Source organism: Parvibaculum sp. (assembly GCF_046297875.1).
Lineage (GTDB): Bacteria > Pseudomonadota > Alphaproteobacteria > Parvibaculales > Parvibaculaceae > Parvibaculum.
Genome location: NZ_JBKBHD010000001.1, coordinates 2451769 through 2469046 on the forward strand (window position 1 = coordinate 2451769; position 17278 = coordinate 2469046).

General features: G+C 61.6%; 15 protein-coding genes. 9 read left to right on the plus strand and 6 right to left on the minus strand.

Translation table 11 applies throughout. From position 1 onward, the window contains the following. The first annotated feature begins 25 nt into the window (after positions 1 to 25). The 3 genes from ACK4FH_RS12185 (at position 26) to ACK4FH_RS12195 (ending at position 5174) form a co-directional block, all read left to right on the plus strand. A complete protein-coding gene (locus ACK4FH_RS12185) occupies positions 26 to 1426 on the plus strand; it encodes a TolC family outer membrane protein (protein WP_409814022.1) in 1401 nt (466 codons plus the stop codon). Between the two features lie 584 nt (positions 1427 to 2010). Beyond that, positions 2011 to 2247: a DUF2497 domain-containing protein gene (locus ACK4FH_RS12190; protein WP_409815274.1), complete on the plus strand. Its 237-nt coding sequence runs from the start codon at positions 2011 to 2013 to the stop codon at positions 2245 to 2247. Positions 2248 to 2372: 125 nt separating this feature from the next. Beyond that, a complete protein-coding gene (locus tag ACK4FH_RS12195; protein ID WP_409814025.1) occupies positions 2373 to 5174 on the plus strand; it encodes a valine--tRNA ligase in 2802 nt (933 codons plus the stop codon). Between the two features lie 51 nt (positions 5175 to 5225). Here ACK4FH_RS12195 and ACK4FH_RS12200 read toward each other — a convergent pair whose 3' ends face one another. After that, a complete protein-coding gene (locus tag ACK4FH_RS12200) occupies positions 5226 to 6314 on the minus strand; it encodes a Zn-dependent alcohol dehydrogenase (protein WP_409814027.1) in 1089 nt (362 codons plus the stop codon). A 207-nt stretch (positions 6315 to 6521) separates the two neighbouring features. Here ACK4FH_RS12200 and ACK4FH_RS12205 point away from each other — a divergent pair, with 207 nt between their 5' ends. After that, positions 6522 to 7274: a tetratricopeptide repeat protein gene (locus ACK4FH_RS12205; protein ID WP_409814030.1), complete on the plus strand. Its 753-nt coding sequence runs from the start codon at positions 6522 to 6524 to the stop codon at positions 7272 to 7274. A gap of 3 nt (positions 7275 to 7277) precedes the next feature. Here the strand turns inward: ACK4FH_RS12205 and ACK4FH_RS12210 are convergent, their stop codons facing one another. After that, on the minus strand, positions 7278 to 7661 hold the full coding sequence (locus ACK4FH_RS12210; protein ID WP_409814032.1) for an EthD domain-containing protein: 384 nt from the start codon (positions 7659 to 7661) through the stop codon (positions 7278 to 7280). Between the two features lie 202 nt (positions 7662 to 7863). On the opposite strand from ACK4FH_RS12210, the gene ACK4FH_RS12215 reads away from it, so the two are divergent. Next, entirely contained in the window at positions 7864 to 9375 is a 1512-nt protein-coding gene (locus ACK4FH_RS12215; protein WP_409814034.1) for a M81 family metallopeptidase, read from the plus strand. A gap of 3 nt (positions 9376 to 9378) precedes the next feature. Here ACK4FH_RS12215 and blaOXA read toward each other — a convergent pair whose 3' ends face one another. The 4 genes from blaOXA to erpA all read right to left on the minus strand — a co-directional run bounded on the left by blaOXA (position 9379) and on the right by erpA (position 12120). Beyond that, on the minus strand, positions 9379 to 10182 hold the full coding sequence (blaOXA, locus tag ACK4FH_RS12220) for a class D beta-lactamase (RefSeq protein WP_409814037.1): 804 nt from the start codon (positions 10180 to 10182) through the stop codon (positions 9379 to 9381). A gap of 72 nt (positions 10183 to 10254) precedes the next feature. Beyond that, positions 10255 to 11040: an exodeoxyribonuclease III gene (xth, locus tag ACK4FH_RS12225; RefSeq protein ID WP_409814039.1), complete on the minus strand. Its 786-nt coding sequence runs from the start codon at positions 11038 to 11040 to the stop codon at positions 10255 to 10257. Positions 11041 to 11050: 10 nt separating this feature from the next. After that, positions 11051 to 11626: a PAS domain-containing protein gene (locus ACK4FH_RS12230; RefSeq protein WP_409814041.1), complete on the minus strand. Its 576-nt coding sequence runs from the start codon at positions 11624 to 11626 to the stop codon at positions 11051 to 11053. A gap of 131 nt (positions 11627 to 11757) precedes the next feature. After that, positions 11758 to 12120: an iron-sulfur cluster insertion protein ErpA gene (gene erpA / locus ACK4FH_RS12235; protein ID WP_409814043.1), complete on the minus strand. Its 363-nt coding sequence runs from the start codon at positions 12118 to 12120 to the stop codon at positions 11758 to 11760. Positions 12121 to 12232: 112 nt separating this feature from the next. Here erpA and ACK4FH_RS12240 point away from each other — a divergent pair, with 112 nt between their 5' ends. The 4 genes from ACK4FH_RS12240 (at position 12233) to nagZ (ending at position 17107) form a co-directional block, all read left to right on the plus strand. Then, positions 12233 to 13423, plus strand: coding sequence for a deoxyguanosinetriphosphate triphosphohydrolase (locus ACK4FH_RS12240; RefSeq protein WP_409814045.1), 1191 nt, complete (start codon positions 12233 to 12235; stop codon positions 13421 to 13423). A gap of 80 nt (positions 13424 to 13503) precedes the next feature. Continuing rightward, positions 13504 to 15252: an arginine--tRNA ligase gene (gene argS, locus ACK4FH_RS12245; protein ID WP_409814048.1), complete on the plus strand. Its 1749-nt coding sequence runs from the start codon at positions 13504 to 13506 to the stop codon at positions 15250 to 15252. Beyond that, the gene (locus ACK4FH_RS12250; RefSeq protein WP_409814049.1) at positions 15252 to 16097 is read left to right on the plus strand and encodes an SPOR domain-containing protein; all 846 of its coding nucleotides are present in this window, start codon (positions 15252 to 15254) and stop codon (positions 16095 to 16097) included. Before argS ends, ACK4FH_RS12250 begins: the two co-directional genes overlap by 1 nt. After that, positions 16094 to 17107: a beta-N-acetylhexosaminidase gene (nagZ, locus tag ACK4FH_RS12255; RefSeq protein WP_409814052.1), complete on the plus strand. Its 1014-nt coding sequence runs from the start codon at positions 16094 to 16096 to the stop codon at positions 17105 to 17107. The genes ACK4FH_RS12250 and nagZ overlap by 4 nt, the downstream gene beginning before the upstream one ends. Positions 17108 to 17278: the final 171 nt, after the last annotated feature.

Below are 17278 nucleotides of genomic sequence, written 5' to 3' on the forward strand. Positions count from 1 at the left end.
AGAAGTAAGCAGAATGAAACGACCCATGTTCACGTCCCAAAACACCAAAAATCCCATCCGCCTCATTGCCCTTGCCCTCGGCACGACCGCGCTGACGGGCCTTCTGGTTGCCGGACCGGCCGCGTCCGACACGCTGACGGATGCTCTCGCCGCCGCCTATCAGACAAATCCGGTGCTTCATGGCCAGCGCGCCCAGCTTCGCGCGACCGATGAGCAGGTGCCGCAGGCGCTGTCGGGCTGGCGCCCGGACCTGCGGGCACAGGGCAGCTATGGGTCGGTGGATACCCGGACCGAACTCAATGGCGGCATCCAGACGAAGGACAGTCTCCGGCCGCTTTCGGGGGCTGTGACGCTCAGCCAGAACCTCTTCGCAGGGGGCCGCACGGTCAACGCGACCGATCAGGCGGAAGCATCGGTGCGCGCCGGGCGGGCGACTCTTGAAAGCGTGGAGCAGACGACGCTGCTCAATGCCGTTCGGGCCTATATGGACGTTATTCGCGACCAGAGCGTGGTCGAGCTGAACAAGAACAACGTGCAGGTTCTGAAGCGCCAGCTTGAGGCGACGACCGACCGTTTCCGTGTCGGCGAGTTGACGCGGACCGATACGGCGCAGGCCGAAGCCCGGCTGTCGCAGGCGCGCTCGAACCTGACCGCTGCCGAAGCGCAATTGGCTGCGAGCCGTTCTTTCTATGAGCGCGTGGTGGGGCAGATGCCCGGCACCCTTGAAAGGCCCGCGAACATTGCAGGGCTTCCCCAGAGCGAGGAAGATGCCCGCAGGATCGCCGAACAGAACAACCCGACGCTTCGCGCCGCGCGCCACGGCGAAGAGGCAAGCCGCAGCGCCATTAATGTCGCCAAGGGCGCGCTTCTGCCGACCTTCGACGTTCAGGCGCAGTATCGCTATGGCCGCGATCCTTCATCCGCGATCCGTGATGTTGAGGAAAGTTCGATCCTTGGTGTGCTGACCATTCCGCTTTACCAGAGCGGCGTCGAGTATTCGCAGGTCCGCGAAGCGAAGGAGCGTAACAATCAGAGCCGCATGCAGGTGATGGCCGCGCTCCGCGAAGTCGATGAGGCGGTGCGCAATGCCTGGGAAATTCTCCGGGCATCGCAGTCGAGCATCGTTTCGACGACCCAGCAGGTCCGTGCCAGCGAGATCGCCCTTGAGGGTGTGAAGCAGGAGTCCGAAGTGGGTGCGCGCACGACGCTCGATGTGCTGAATGCGGAACAGGAATATCTGAATGCCCGCGTGGCGCTTGTCAGCGCCGAGCGCGATCTCGCCGTTGCCGAGTACGGGCTTCTGGCCGGCATGGGCTTGCTCACCGCACGTAACCTCGATCTGCCGGTCGAATATTACGATCCGCAAAAGAATTATGGCGAAGTCCGAAACAAATGGATCGGGTTTGGCACCGCTGGCGACGAATAAGTCTTTCAGTTTCAGGAGATGTTAACGGGAAGTTGGCAAAATTGTTCAACTTCTCCTAAGGTTCTCTTGTTATTGATGGAATCCGGACGGGGCGGAACTGAATTGAGCGGGACGAGGGCATGAGCGGTCAAGGACAGGCGCAGGAACCGACGATGGAGGAAATTCTCGCCTCCATCAGGCGGATCATTTCCGAAGATAGCGGTCCGGATGAAGCAGCCCAGGCTGCCGGGGAACCCGCGCCGGAACCTCTTTCCGAGCCGGACATGGAAGCCGAGGAAGACGACATTCTGGAGCTGACGGAAGCGCTTCCCGAGGAAGATATTGCTGTCGAGGAACCGGCGCCCGTTGTCGAGCCCGAGCCTATCCGGGAACCTGCGCCCGCGCCGGTGCCGGAAGAGGTGGCCGAGCTTATCGACGATGTTCAGTTTGCCGATCCGGAACCTGAGGCCGGCCCTGAACCTGAACCGGAACCGGTTTATGAGCCGGCGCCCGAGCCAGTGGCCGAGGCGAGGCCCGAACCTGTTCATGTTGCGCCCGCGCCTGTGCGCGAAGAACCCGCCGAAATCGCGATTGAGGAGCCCGTCATGAGCACCAATCCCCAGTCCGGCCTCCTTTCCCGCGACGCCGAAGCGGCGGCTTCCGCCGCCTTTGGCGCACTGGCAAGCTCGCTGGCCTCGTCTGGCGGTGGCCGGACGCTTGAGGAAATTGTGGCCGATATGCTGAAGCCGATGCTCAAGGAGTGGCTGGACGAGAACCTGCCTTCGCTGGTCGAGCGGCTGGTTGCCGAAGAAATCGAGCGTGTAGCGCGGCGCAAGGGCTGACGCTACCGCTATCGGGCGGCTGCGAGGGCCGCCCTTCATTCCCGATGCTTGATAGGGTGGCGCTGCCTGTGTAACACAGGCCCGCGCCGCCCTTTTTTGTGCCTATTTTACGGATGTGACCCCAGATGCTCGACAAGAATTTCAACCCGCAGGAAGCCGAAGCCCGGCTTTACGAACTCTGGGAGGAAAGCGGCGCTTTCCGGGCCGGGGCCGGCGGGCGGGTAGAGGAGGGTGCGCAGCCCTATTGCATCGTCATTCCGCCGCCCAACGTCACCGGCAGCCTGCATATGGGCCATGCGCTCAACAACACGTTGCAGGACGTTCTGATCCGCTTCGAGCGGATGCGCGGCAAGGACGTGTTGTGGCAGCCAGGTCTCGACCATGCGGGCATCGCGACGCAGATGATCGTCGAGCGCCAGCTTGAAGCAGAAGGCAATATCCGCCGCCGCGACATGGGGCGCGATGCCTTTATCGACCGTGTCTGGAAATGGAAGGGCGAGTCGGGCGGCACGATCATCGGCCAGTTGCGCCGCCTTGGCGCCTCCTGCGACTGGAGCCGCGAACGCTTCACGCTGGATGATGGACTCTCCAAGGCCGTGCTCAAGGTCTTCGTCGAGCTATACCGCCAGGGCCTCATCTATCGCGACAAGCGGCTGGTGAACTGGCACCCGGAGTTGCAGACGGCCGTCTCGGACCTCGAAGTCGAGAACATCGAGGTGAAGGGGCACTTCTGGCATTTCCGCTATCCGCTGGCGGATGGCGTCACCTATGAATGGCCGCTCTTCGACGAGGAAGGCAATCCGGCGGGTAGCGAGACGCGCGACTATATCGTCGTTGCGACGACGCGCCCGGAAACGATGCTCGGCGATACAGGCGTCGCGGTGAACCCCGAAGACGAACGCTACAAGGCGCTCATCGGCAAGCATGTGGTGCTGCCACTGGTTGGCCGCCGCATTCCGATCGTCGGCGACGAGCATGCCGATCCCGCACAGGGCTCCGGCGCGGTGAAGATCACGCCTGCGCACGACTTCAACGACTTCGAAGTTGGCAAGCGGCAGGGCCTCGAGCAGATCAACATTCTCAATCCCGACGGCAAGCTGAACGACGAGGTGCCGGAAACCTATCGCGGGCTCGACCGCTTCAAAGCCCGCGAAAAGGTTGTCGAGGACATAGAGGCGCTCGGCCTGCTCGACCGGATCGAGGACAAGATCGTCATGGTGCCGCATGACGAGAAGTCGAAGATGGTGGTGATCGAGCCCTATCTTACCGATCAGTGGTATGTCGACGCGGCGACGCTGGCGAAGCCTGCCATCGATGCGGTGAAGCGCGGCGAAACCGTCTTCGTGCCGAAGAACTGGGAAAAGACCTATTTCGAATGGATGCGCAACATCCAGCCCTGGTGCATTTCGCGTCAGCTCTGGTGGGGCCATCGGATTCCCGCATGGTATGGTCCGAATGGACACATCTTCGTTGCGTATAGCGAAGAAGAAGCGATAGCCCAAGCTAAGGAGATTTACCGGGCGCGAGGAAAAGACATTGTTGTTGCTGACATGAAGACCGCAATGACTAGTTGGGATGTTGATTGGGTTGAGGAGCCAATCAAGATATATCGCGATGAAGACGTGCTCGATACATGGTTCTCCTCCGGCCTCTGGCCGTTCTCGACGCTGGGCTGGCCGGATCAGACACCGGAACTCCAGCGCTACTACAAGACCGATGCGCTCGTCACCGGCTTCGACATCATCTTCTTCTGGGTTGCCCGCATGATGATGATGGGACTGCACTTCATGAAGGAAGTGCCGTTCCACACCGTCTATATCCACGCCCTGGTCCGCGACGAGAAGGGCCAGAAGATGTCGAAGACGAAGGGTAACGTCATCGACCCGCTGAAACTGATCGATGAATATGGCGCCGATGCGCTGCGCTTCACGCTGGCCGCGATGGCGGCGCAGGGCCGCGACATCAAGCTCGCGACGAGCCGCGTCGAAGGCTATCGCAATTTCGGCACCAAACTCTGGAATGCGGCGCGCTTCTGCGAGATGAACGAATGCGCGCGGGTGGAAGGCTTCGATCCGGCTAGCCTCCAGCAGACCGTCAACAAATGGATCGTGGGCGAGGCGGCGCGCACGGCATCTGAAATCACGCTGGCGCTCGAAGCCTATCGCTTCAACGATGCGGCGAATGCGGCCTATCGCTTTGTCTGGAACGTCTTCTGCGACTGGTATCTCGAATTCATCAAACCGCTGCTGATGGGCGAAGATGAGGCGGCGAAGGCCGAGACGCGGGCGACGGCTGCATGGGTGCTCGACCAGATCCTGTTGATGCTCCATCCCTTCATGCCTTTCGTGACAGAAGAACTCTGGCAGCGCACGGGCGAGAAGGGCCCGAAGCGCGAGAGCCTGCTGGTCACGGCTGCATGGCCGATCCATACCGGGCTTGGCGACAGGGCGGCGGATGCGGAGATGGATTGGGTCATCCGCTTCATTTCGGATATCCGCTCGGTGCGCGCCGAAATGAATGTGCCTGCGGGCGCGAAGATTGCACTTCTCATCAAGGATGCGAGCGCTGAGAGCCTTGCGCGGCTTGAGCGCCATCGGAGCCTGATCGATCGCCTTGCGCGCCTGTCGAGCGTCGATGTGGCGAGCGAAATTCCGCATGGGTCGGTTCAACTCGTGCTCGACGAGGCGACGCTGATCCTGCCGCTCGCCGACGTCATCGACCTGAAGGCCGAGACGGCACGGCTTCGCAAGGAGCTTGGCAAGCTCGAGGACGAGGTGAAGAAGATCGACGCGAAGCTCGGCAATGCGAAGTTCATCGCCGGCGCGCCGGAGCATGTCGTCGAGGAGCAGCGCGAGCGCAAGGCCGAGGCACAAGCCGCGATGGCCAAGTTCACCGATGCGCTGAAGCGGCTCGACGGAGCGGCGTGATACAAAAAGGCGGCTCCTGCGAGCCGCCCTTTCATTGCAGCGTTGTTCTGCTCAGGCGTCGAAGACGATGACGGAGCGGGCGAGTTCGCCGCGTTTCAGTTCGTTGAAGGCTTCGTTCACCTGTTCGAGCTTGATGCGGCGCGAGATCATCTCGTCGAGCTTCAGTTTGCCGGACATGTAGAAGTCAACGAAACGGGGCATGTCCACAGGGAAGCGGTTCGAGCCCATGATCGAACCCTGGATGCGCTTTTCGCCGAGGAAATCGGCGCCGTGAAGTTCGATGTTCACGCCGACAGGGATCATGCCGATGACGTTGGCCGTGCCGCCGCGGCCGAGCATGCGGAAGGCCTGTTCGGTCGTGACCTTGAGGCCGATCGCCTCGAAGGAGTGATGGACGCCCTGACCATTGGTCAGTTCCATGACCTGTGCAACCGGGTCTCCCGCCTTCGCGTCGATGACATCGGTGGCGCCGAATTGCTTGGCGAGGTTCAGCTTCGAGCCCTGCATGTCGATGGCGATGATGCGGCCCGCGCCTGCAATCGCCGCGCCGTTGATAGCCGCGAGACCGACACCGCCGCAGCCGACCACGGCAACAGTTTCGCCCGGACGCACGCCGGATGTATGGATCACCGCGCCCACGCCGGTCGTCACCGAACATCCGATCAGCGCGGCCCGGTCGAGCGGCATGTCCTTGCGGATCGCCACGCAGGCATGTTCATGGATCAGCATTTGCTCGGCGAAGGAGGAGAGGTTGAGAAACTGGTTCATGCCGCCGGGCGCTTCGCCGAGGCGGGGCTCTTCGCCTGCACCGCGCTTCGTCTCCGGGCTCACGCAGCGCGACATATGGCCGGTGAGGCAATGTTCGCAATGGCCGCAAAAGGCGGAGAGACAGGTGATGACATGGTCGCCCGGCTTCACCGTGCGGACCTCTGAGCCGACCTGTTCCACCACGCCCGCGCTTTCATGGCCGAGTACGGCCGGCAGCGGATAGGGGTAGGAGCCCTCGACGAAATGGAGGTCCGAATGGCAGACGCCTGCGGCCGCCGTGCGGATCAGCACTTCATGAGGGCCCGGCTTGTTGATCTTGACGTTCTCGATTTCGAGTGGCTTGCCTACCTGGCGCAAGACGGCAGCTTTCATGGCTTTCTCCCTGTGTCCGGATTTCTGGGGATTCTTGTTCCGGTTAATGGGGATGTTCTCCCGTGGCCGTCTCCGGGTCAACACGCGGATTTGGCCGCTGCCCGGTCATCAAAGGCCACAGCTTCACCATATTTCGCCATTTAAGATGCGTTCCGGGGGCATTCTGTCAGAATGGCCCCGTGTTGTTCGTCCCCTGCTGGAGTGTCCATGACCGTCCGTAGAAGCCTTGCCACGCTTGCCGCCGCCCTTGGCCTCACGCTTGCCGTGAACGGTGCCGTATTCGCCGAAACCAGCCCGCAGGCACAAGCCGCCTATGATCGCGGGCTTGCAGCGCATCGCGCCGGCGACCTTCCGGGCGCGGTGACGGAGTGGGAAGAGGCTGCGAAGCAGGGCCATGTGGCGGCTGCATGGATTCTCGGCAATCTTTACGACAAGGGCGCCGGCGTGCCGCAATCCGACGCCAAGGCCTATGAGTATTATCTGCAGGCGACGCGGGGAGGGCAGCCGGAAGCGGCCGTTCGTCTCGGGCGGATCTATCTTGATGACAATGAAGCGATCGGCCTCAAGAGGAATTATGAGGCCGCCCTCAAGGCCTTCGAAGTCGGTGCGCTCGCCGCGCGGGGTGATGCTCAATATTATCTCGGCATCATGCACCGGCGCGGCTGGGGGACCTCGGTCGACAGGACCGAAAGCTTGCGTTGGCTGATGCTCTCATCGAAGAAGCGTTATGCCCCGGCGCTGGCGGAAATTGGCCGCATATATATGGAAGGCGAAGGCGTCGAGCGCGACCGCGCCGATGGCTGGGCCTATTTCCTGCTCGCAAACCGCTATGGCAATGACGAGCAGCGCGCGGAAGCCAACGCCTATATGGAGCGATATGACGGCTGGATGAAGCGTGGCGAAAAGGACGAGGCGCGCTCCCGGGCGGATGCCTGGGTGTCGGCCTTTGGCGGTAGCTGAGACCTAGCCGAACACGACCTTCTCCTCGCCAAACCAGAGTGGCGAGCGGGTGAAGTCGATGAACTTCTTTTCGTCCTCGTAGAGGTCGCGGCCCGCCTCAATGCCTTCCGGTGTTGTGGTGGCCGCCGCGAGATCGTCCATGCTTTCCCACCAGAGCTGCGCCACCCCGTCATAGATGGCCGGCGCCTTGTCGAGCCCCCCGCCCCGCGCCTCGCGGATGCCATCGGAGAGCGTTGCCTCGAAGGAGTGAAGCTGCACATAGCGCGCGATGCGCAGCACCTTGCGGTGGCTGGCGACAAGTGGAGCATGTTTGTTCCACCAATAGTCATGGAACTCTTCCAGCGTCAGGTTCGGAAGCCTTGTCAGGCAGAAGGTGAGCTTGATCATGGTGGTCTTCCCTTTTCTTCTTTGTCATTGCCGGGCTTGATCCGGCAATCCAGGGTCAAGAATCTCGGGGTCGCGGCGCAACTTGCATTCACGATCCGGGCAAACCTTACTGCATACTGTCATTGTCGGCCCTGCTCGAGAACCCTGGATGCCCGGGTCGGGCCCGGGCATGACAATTGAGGAGAAGATGGAGCGAAACGGAATGCGTATCGCCGTTGGCGGCTTTCAGCACGAGACCAATACGTTTGCACCGACAAAGGCGGATTATTCCGCCTTTGAGCAGGCCGATTCATGGCCGGCCCTGCAGCGGGGCGCGGGACTGCTCTCTGCGTTTGGCGGTATGAATGTGCCGGTTGCCGGTTTTATCGATGCGGCGTCTGTAGGCAATACGCTGCTGCCGCTTGTCTGGTGTTCGGCGACGCCATCCGCACATGTGACCGAAGATGCTTTCGAGCGCATCATGGCCATGATGATTGAGGAGCTGCGTTCAGCAGGGTCTGTCGATGCCGTCTATCTCGATCTGCATGGCGCGATGGTGACGGAGCATTTCGACGATGGCGAAGGCGAGATCCTTCGCCGGGTGCGCGCCGTCATAGGCCGGGACGTGCCGCTTGTCGCCAGCCTCGATCTCCATGCGAATGTCACGGCACAGATGGTAGCGGAGGCGGATGCGCTGATCGGCTACCGCACCTATCCGCATGTCGACATGGCGGAAACGGGCGCGCGCGCGGCTGAGCATCTGTTCAAGCTTCTGAAATCAGGCCACCGCCAGGCAAAGGCCATGCGCCGCCTCGACTATCTGATCCCGCTGACAGCGCAATGCACATTGATCGAGCCTGCAGCGGCGCTCTATGCGCTGGTGGCGGAAACCGAAGGCAAGCTGCTCGGCAATGGGCGCGTGACCAGCGTTTCCTTCACGACAGGTTTTCCGCCGGTCGATATTCCCGAATGCGGGCCTGTGGTCGTTGCCTATGGCGAGACGGAAGCCGCCGCCGAAGCCGCCGCGCAACGCATTGATGATGCGGCACGCGCGGCCGAGCCCGATTTCAGCGAGAAGCTCTGGTCGGCACATGACGCCGTTGCCCACGCGATCAGGCATTCCGCGCCGGGCAAGGGACCGGTGGTGCTTGCCGACACGCAGGATAATCCCGGCGCGGGCGGCAATGGAGATACGGTCGGCATTCTTTCAGAGCTTCTCGCGCAGGATGCTCAGAATGCCTGTCTCGCCGTCCTGTTTGACCCCGAAAGCGCCGCGCGCGCGGCGCAGGCGGGCGAGGGTGCGGTCGTGACGCTTTCGCTTGGCGCGAAGACGGGCGGTGCGCCGGGCGAGCGGCCCATCGAAGCGGAGTTCGAAGTGATGCGGATTACCAATGGCGAGTTTCTTGCGACCGGGCCTTTCTATGGCGGCTCGCGCATGTCGCTCGGCACGACGGTCCGGCTGCGCCATCGCGGGGTACAGGTCGTGGTCGCCTCCCGCAAGGGGCAATGCGCCGACAAGGAAATGATCCGGCATACGGGGCTCGATCCGCGCAATCTCGCTATTCTCGCGGTAAAGAGTTCGGTTCATTTCCGCGCCGATTTCGGGCCGATGGCGAGCGAAGTTCTTGTTGTCGAAAGTCCGGGGCCGAATATTGCCGATCTCGCGAAGTTGCCGTTCAGGCGGCTGCGCAATGGCCTGCGGGTGACGCCAATGGGTACAGCATTCGTCAGCTAGGACCTACCAGGCCCCGAGCTGTTCCAGCAGCTGCTTTGCAAGCGGGATGCGGAGGGATGCCTGCGCATTCTCCGTCATGTCGATGTTGAGAGCGAAGCTGCGGATTTCTCCGTCCTTCTCCGCCCAGCCGACGAACCAGCCGAGCCCACCGCCGCCATCCGCAAAAGCCCAGCCGGTCTTGCCGTAAAGCCGCGCACCTTCTTTCTCTTCTAGCAACAGGATGTCGCGCACGGATTGCTGCACACCGGGAGTGAGGGGGAGGGTGCCTTGTGCGAGGCGAGCGAGAAACTTCGTTTGTTCAACGGCGCTGATTCCAAGCGGGCCGTCGAGCCAGAAGCGGTCGATGATTTCTCCGGTCTCGCCATTGCCGTAGTCGAGGCGCTGAAGCATTTCCGTCATGCGCTCGCTGCCGACCCGGTGCGCGACGCCCTGATAGACCGGGACATTCGACATTGCGATTGCCTCGCGCATGTTCATGTCGTGTTCCCATTGCTTGAAGGGCTGCGGCTTGCCGCCATAGGGCAACATTTCGTCGACACTCGATACGGCGCCCGTTTCGAGGGCGATCAGGCTGTTCGTGATCTTGAAGGTCGATGCAGGAACGAAGCGATGCTCGGCGCGGCTCCGGTTCACGGCGACGGATTCATTGCTGCGCGGATCGGAAAGGACAAAGGTCCCTTCCACACTGCTTTCTGCGAACAGGTTTGCGGCCTCTTCGGGCGCAGCGGTCATTCTTGCATCCGCCGGTCCAGGAAGTATGAGTAAAAATCCGGCGGCAAGGATCAGGCTGTGTCGAAGCGAAGTCATTTGTCGGTCAAGACTCCAAATCGGGATTGAACTCCTAAACGGGTTTCGTGGTGCAAATGAGGCTGGCGTCTGTCAGCCGAAGTCGAGTTCCGCCCAGATAGGCACATGGTCCGAGGGTTTCTCGCGGCCGCGTATGTTGCGGTCGATATCGCTGCCTTTCAGCAGGTCGGCAGCTTGTGGCGAGAGCAGAATGTGGTCGATGCGGATGCCGTCATCCTTCTGCCAAGCCCCAGCCTGATAATCCCAGAAAGTGTAGCGATGCGCTTCGGTGTGGCAGGCGCGGAAGGCGTCGGTCAGGCCGAGGTTCACCAACTCGCGGAATTTCGCGCGCGTCTCGGGGCGGAACAGGGCGTCGTTCGCCCAGGCCTGCGGATCGTGGACGTCGTCCGCCGTCGGGATGACGTTGTAGTCGCCGGCGAGTGCCAGCGGCTCCTCATAGGAGAGCAGCCTCACCGAATGATCGATCAGCCTGTCCATCCAGCGGAGCTTGTATTCGAACTTTTCGCTGTCGACGGGATTGCCGTTCGGCAGATAGATCGATGCGATGCGAAGCGCCTTGTCGTTCACCGACACCACTGCCTCGATATAACGCGCCTGTTCGTCGCCTTCGTCGCCCGGCAGGCCGCGCGTCACGTCTTCCAGCGGCAATTTCGAAAGAATGGCGACGCCGTTATAGGTCTTCTGACCATGCGTTGCGACATTGTAGCCAAGTGCTTCGATATCGCTGCGCGGGAAGGCATCGTCCATGCACTTCAATTCCTGCAGGCAGGCGATGTCGGGTTCGGCTTCCCTCAGCCAGTCCGTCAGGTTCGTTAGGCGGGCCTTGATCGAGTTGACGTTGAAGCTCGCGATCTTCATTCCGGTCCTTTCAGCGCTTTGCTGCCCAGGCGCCGGTCGTGCCAGCGAGAACATCTTCATCATCCGGGATGCCATTCCCCAAATCGATATAGTCAATCGAGGAGAGCGGCTTGAGATAAAGTGCCTTGCCGCCTTTCTCGGAAATGCCGCGCCCGACCGGCGTGACGACCATGACCATCATGGGGCTCCCATTGTCGTCGCCCCGCAGCGGGAAAGCCGCAACTTCCACTTCGGAGGCGATGCCGCGCGCATATTCCTCGGTGTGGATGGTACGAAGGCCACATGGCTGCGCATGGGCAGCTCTAATTCGTGCGAGGGCCCTGACTACCTGATCGGGTCTACTGAAATCGCTGTAGCGACGGCCGGTGATATCGATGCCCTGATGCTCGGCCAGTCCCGTTCCGACCAGCCGGAAAACGATATCGTTCTCCAGCGCCTCGACAATGACGAGAAAGGGCAGAAGCGGAGCAATTTCCGAGGTGACGCGAAAATCGCTGCGAAATGGGATGCCTTGCGTCTTGGTTCCAATTTCCCGCCAGTATGTCTCGAGTTTCTTGCCTTGGTCGGTCCGGTCCGAAGTCCCCATAGAGTAACGCTCGCCACCCATTAAGCAGAATCATAGATCAGGACGAAGGATACGACTTCGATCTCCAAGGTAAAATGGAAATTGTGCCAAATTGGCACAGGAATGCTTGATTTAACGCGCCGATCTGCCGTTTACACCGAGAAAGAGGTGCCGCAACCGCAGGAAGAGGTCGCATTCGGGTTGGCGATCTTGAAGGAGGCCCCGATCAGATCGTCGACATAGTCGATCTCGGAGCCGGCAAGATATTCGACCGAAACGGCGTCGACCAAAACAGTCGCGCCGTCGCGCTCAAGCACCAGGTCGTCGTCATTCCTGGATGTGTCGAGCGTGAAGCCATATTGGAAACCGGAGCAGCCGCCGCCCTGCACCGACACCCGAAGGAAGGTGCCCTGCTCCTCACCCTTGAGGATGAGGGCCACCTGTCTGGCGGCTCGCGCCGTCAACGCCACGGGCTTGTCGGCAGAAGGCGCATCGGCGGTCAGCGTATCGGTCATTATGGTTTCGGCTTTCAACGACGATCAAATTAGCTTAGCAGATATGTAAGCCCGGAGGTGCCTGATTTCAAACGGCATAAAGGCTAAGTCCATAATAGATCGAGGGTTTATCGTGCCGATCGCCAACCCTGCCGCTACCGCATCCTTCGCGACCAAGGCAGAGGAGACGAAGGGACGTCTGTTCGCCGAACCGGAAAGCCCGACCCGGACCGCCTTTCAGCGCGACCGCGACAGGATCATCCATTCTGTGGCCTTCCGGCGGCTCAAATACAAGACGCAGGTCTTCGTCTATCACGAAGGCGACAACTACCGGACGCGCCTTTCGCATTCGCTGGAGGTCTCGCAGATCGCCCGGTCCATCGCCCGGGTTCTAGGGCTCGATGAAGACCTGGCCGAAACGCTGGCGCTGGCCCACGACCTTGGCCACACGCCATTCGGCCATGCCGGCGAAACAGCGCTTGATGGCTGCATGAGCGAATTTGGCGGGTTCGATCATAACGCCCAGACATTGCGTATCGTGACCAAGCTGGAGCGCCGTTACGCCGAGTTCGATGGACTGAATCTCACTTGGGAGACGCTTGAAGGGCTGGTAAAGCACAATGGCCCGGTCATCGTGCCGGGTATCGGCATGGGCGACCTGCCGCGCGCCATTGCCGAATATGCAGAGACACAGGATCTGGAACTTGAATGCTTCGCCGGGCCCGAGGCGCAAGTTGCCGCTCTGGCTGACGATATTGCCTACAACAACCACGATATCGATGACGGGCTGCGCGCCGGGCTCTTCGGCATTGACGATTTGTTGGCGCTGCCGCTCGTCGGCGACGTGTTTCGCAAGGTAATGGATCGCTATCCGGGCCTTGAAGAGGCGCGGGTCATCCATGAGGCTGTGCGCGAGCTGATCGGGACCATGATCGCGGATGTTCTGGGTGAAACCAGAACCCGGCTTGCCGCTGCGAAGCCCGAAACGGTTGCAGATGTCCGCGCAATGGGCCGGCCGCTGGTCGGGTTCACGCCGGACATGAACGAGCACAATGCGGCGCTCAAGGCATTTCTTTTCAAGCGGATGTATCGCCACTACCGGGTCAACCGGTCGATGAGCAAGGCGCAACGCATTGTGCGGGACCTTTTCGGCCTGCTGCATCGATCACCGGACCAGCTGCCGCCAGAGTGGCAGGTTGGTTGCGACGGGCCTGGGGGTTTCAAGACGGCCCGGCGCGTTTGCGACTACATTGCAGGCATGACCGACAAATTCGCGATCGAGGAGCATCAGCGGCTTTTCGATCTCCACGATCCCCGCTCCTGAGCAGTGCCGCATGGGGCTGGAAACAGTCCGGCCTCGCGGCTAGAGTGCGCGCCCGGCAGGGTCCATAAGTGGCGGCAGACATGAATATTTTTCGGTATTTCGGCGAGCGGGTAGAGGCGGCAATTGGCGCCCTGGCCCAAGAGGGCGTGTTGCCGCCGGGGCTCGACCTGACCCGTATTACAGTAGAACCGCCGCGCGATGCGAGCCATGGTGACCTGTCGACCAATGCGGCGATGGTGCTGGCAAAACCTGCCGGCGCCAAGCCGCGCGAACTTGCCGACCGGATTGCCGCCAAACTTGCAGCGGAAGAAGCCGTCATCGAGGTTTCAGTGGCGGGGCCCGGCTTCATCAATCTGCGGTTGAACCCTGCCTTCTGGCTGGCCCGAATTCCGGACATTCTGCGCGCGGGCGATGCCTATGGAGCGAGCAATCTTGGCTCGGGCGCGGCGGTCAATGTCGAATATGTCTCAGCCAATCCGACCGGACCCATGCATGTTGGCCATGTGCGGGGCGCGGTGTTCGGCGATGCGTTGGCGAACCTGCTCGAAAAAGTCGGCTACCGTGTCTGCCGCGAATATTACATCAACGATGCGGGCGGACAGATTGAGGTGCTGGCGCGCAGCGCCATGCTGCGCTACCGCGAGGCGCTGGGCGAGACGATTGAAATTCCCGAGGGTCTTTATCCAGGCGATTATCTGAAGCCGGTCGGGCAGGTACTTGCCACGATGCACGGCAAGACACTGCTTGAAATGGAAGATGTGGACGCTCTGAAGATTGCGCGTGAGATCGCCGTCGAAGCGATGATGGAGCTCATTCGCGGCGACCTCGCGGTGCTCGGCATCACGCATGAGGTCTTCTACTCTGAATTGTCGCTGCACAAGTCGGGCGCGGTGGAGAAGACGCTGAAGAGGCTTGAGGACAAGGGGCTCATCTATGTCGGCACCCTTGAGCCGCCAAAGGGCGAGCTTCCTGACGATTGGGAGCCTCGGCCGCAGACCCTGTTCCGCTCGACGCAGTTCGGCGACGACACGGACCGCGCGCTCAAGAAGTCGGACGGAAGCTGGACCTATTTCGCACCCGACATTGCCTATCACCTCGACAAGTTCGAGCGCGGATACCGGACGATGATCGACGTCTGGGGTGCGGATCACTCCGGCTATATCAAGCGGATGAAGGCGGCCATCGAAGGCGTCACGGGCGGCGAAGCCGAATTCGATGTGAAGGTCTGCCAGATGGTCCGGCTGTTCCGTAATGGGGAGCCGGTGCGCATGTCGAAGCGGGCGGGCGACTTCGTGACGCTGCGCGATGTGGTGGACGAGGTGGGCAAGGGCGTCGTGCGGTTCATGATGCTGACCCGCAAGAACGATGCGCCGCTTGATTTCGACTTCGCCAAGGTGATGGAGCAGTCGCGCGACAATCCGGTCTTCTACGTTCAATATGCCAATGCGCGCATTCATTCAGTGCTGCGGAATGCGGCGGAGACGGGCAGCTACGACCTGTCTGACGGTTCCCTCGCCAATGCAGACCTCGGTCGTCTTTCCGATGAGGCGGAATTGGCGCTTGTCAGGCTGATGGCGTCGTTCCCGCGCCAGGTGGAGCAGGCGGCGCTCGCTCACGAACCGCACCGTATCGCATTCTATCTCGACGATCTCGCCGCCGCTTTTCATGGATTATGGAACAAGGGAAAGGATGAGCCCTCATTGCGTTTCATTCAGGCGGACGAGCCCGATGCTACGCTTGCAAGGCTGGCCTTGATTCGTGCAGCGGCCCATGTGATCGCTGCCGGATTGGGGATATTGGGGGTCGAACCGATCGAGGAGATGCGCTGATGCCACGGCGGGACGACGGTTGGGACGAAGATCCCGAATATGATTTCGATCCGGACGTCGAAGATTACGAGCATTATGACGATCAGGAGGAAACGGGCAGCGGGCGCCGCCGCACCTTGATGCTCCTCACCGTGATTGCATTGCTCGTCGTGTTTGGCGGTGTGGTTCTGCTTGCTTACCGGCAAGGGTCGCCTGAAGGCGCGGGTGGCATTCCGCCCATTTTCCGTGCGGATGGCGGACCTGTGAAGGTGCCGCCCGAAGATCCGGGCGGGCGAAATTTTCCGCATCAGGATGCCGGGGTCTACAATCGTATCACGGGTGATGGGCGCGCAGGCACGGCTGAGGGCGAGCAATTGCTGCCCCCGGCAGAAGAGCCGCTTGCCATCGAAAGCCCGTCGATCCGGCCGGAAGACCAGCGCGCGCTCGACCGGATGGCGGAGGCAATCGAGAGCGGCCCGCTTGAAGTGCCGCCGCCTGCTGGCGAAGTCCGCGAGGCGGCGGAAGAGCCTGTCATTGAGGCGCCTGTGTCTCCGGGCCCGGCATCGGAAGCCCCTGCCGCTCCACAGACAATCAGCCCGGCTGCACGGGCCGCGCAGGGTGGCGCCTATGTGGTGCAGCTCGCGGCGCTGCGTGACGAGCAGTCGGCGCGGGATACTTTTGCACGTCTTCAGTCGCGATACCCGGATCTGCTCGGCGGCCTGACTGCCGATATCCAGCGTGCTGATCTTGGCGACAGCGGCATCTATTACCGTGCCCGCGCCGGATATCTCGACCGCGCGGCAGCAAATGATATTTGCGAAAGGCTGGCGGCGCAGGGGCAGGCATGCATTGTGAGGGAGCGGTGAGCGTTTACGCCTCGATCTATGGTTGTTCGGGAACGGCGCTCACAGATGCGGAGCGCCGTTTCTTGCGAGATGTACGTCCCTGGGGGTTCATCCTCTTTGCGCGCAATATCGATGAGCCGGAGCAGGTGCGCCGCCTGATCGGCGAGTTGCGTGAGGCGGCGGGGCATGATGCCGAAGTCCTGATCGATCAGGAAGGAGGGCGGGTGCAGCGGCTCCGCCCGCCGCATTGGCGTGCCTATCCGCCGGGACGGCTCTTCGGTGAAATCTATGAACGCGATACGGAGACGGGGCTTCACGCGGCGCGTCTCGGCGCTAAGCTGATCGCAGCGGAACTTCGCTATCTCGGGTTCACAGTGGATTGCCTGCCCGTGCTTGATGTGCCGGTGCCGGGCGCTCATGACGTGATCGGCGACCGGGCCTATGCGCTGGCGCCGGGGCCTGTTGCGGCGCTCGGGCTTGCGGCTTCCGAAGGGCTGCTGGCAGGAGGGGTTCTCCCGGTCATCAAGCACATTCCGGGGCATGGCCGGGCGGGGGTCGACAGCCATCTAAGCCTGCCGGTGGTCGATGCCCCGGCGGCCGAACTTGAGCAAATCGACTTTGCTCCGTTTCATGCGCTCCGCCATATGCCTGTCGCCATGACCGCACATGTCGTGTATTCGGCCTATGACGCGGAACGGCCTGCAACGACATCACCTCTGGTCATCGACAAGGTGATACGGGGGCATATCGGTTTCGACGGACTTCTCATGTCCGACGATCTCTCGATGGAGGCGCTGTCAGGCTCGCTCGCCGAGCGGGCGCGGGCGAGCCTTGCGGCGGGCTGCGACCTCGTTCTCCATTGCAACGGCAAAATGGAAGAAATGCTGGCCATAGCGCCGGAAGTGCCGATTCTCTCCGGCGAGGCGCTGCGGCGGTCCGAAAAAGCGATTTCGCTTCGAAAATCCTCGCTTGTGCCCCTCGATGTCGACTTGGCCTGGCGGCAGTTCTCGGCCCTGACGGCGGTTTCATGACAGAAGCTTGGGGATAAGCCGAGAAACGGGGTACCGGGCCCATAGGGTGCGGGTTATAAAGGCCAATCGTCCTTCGCTGGCGGGAAAACGGCGAGGGCGCGCGGGGATTTCACTGTTTCGGATCGGATGCAACAGGCAGTCATGAGCGGGGCGCCTACTGAGAGCGACGCT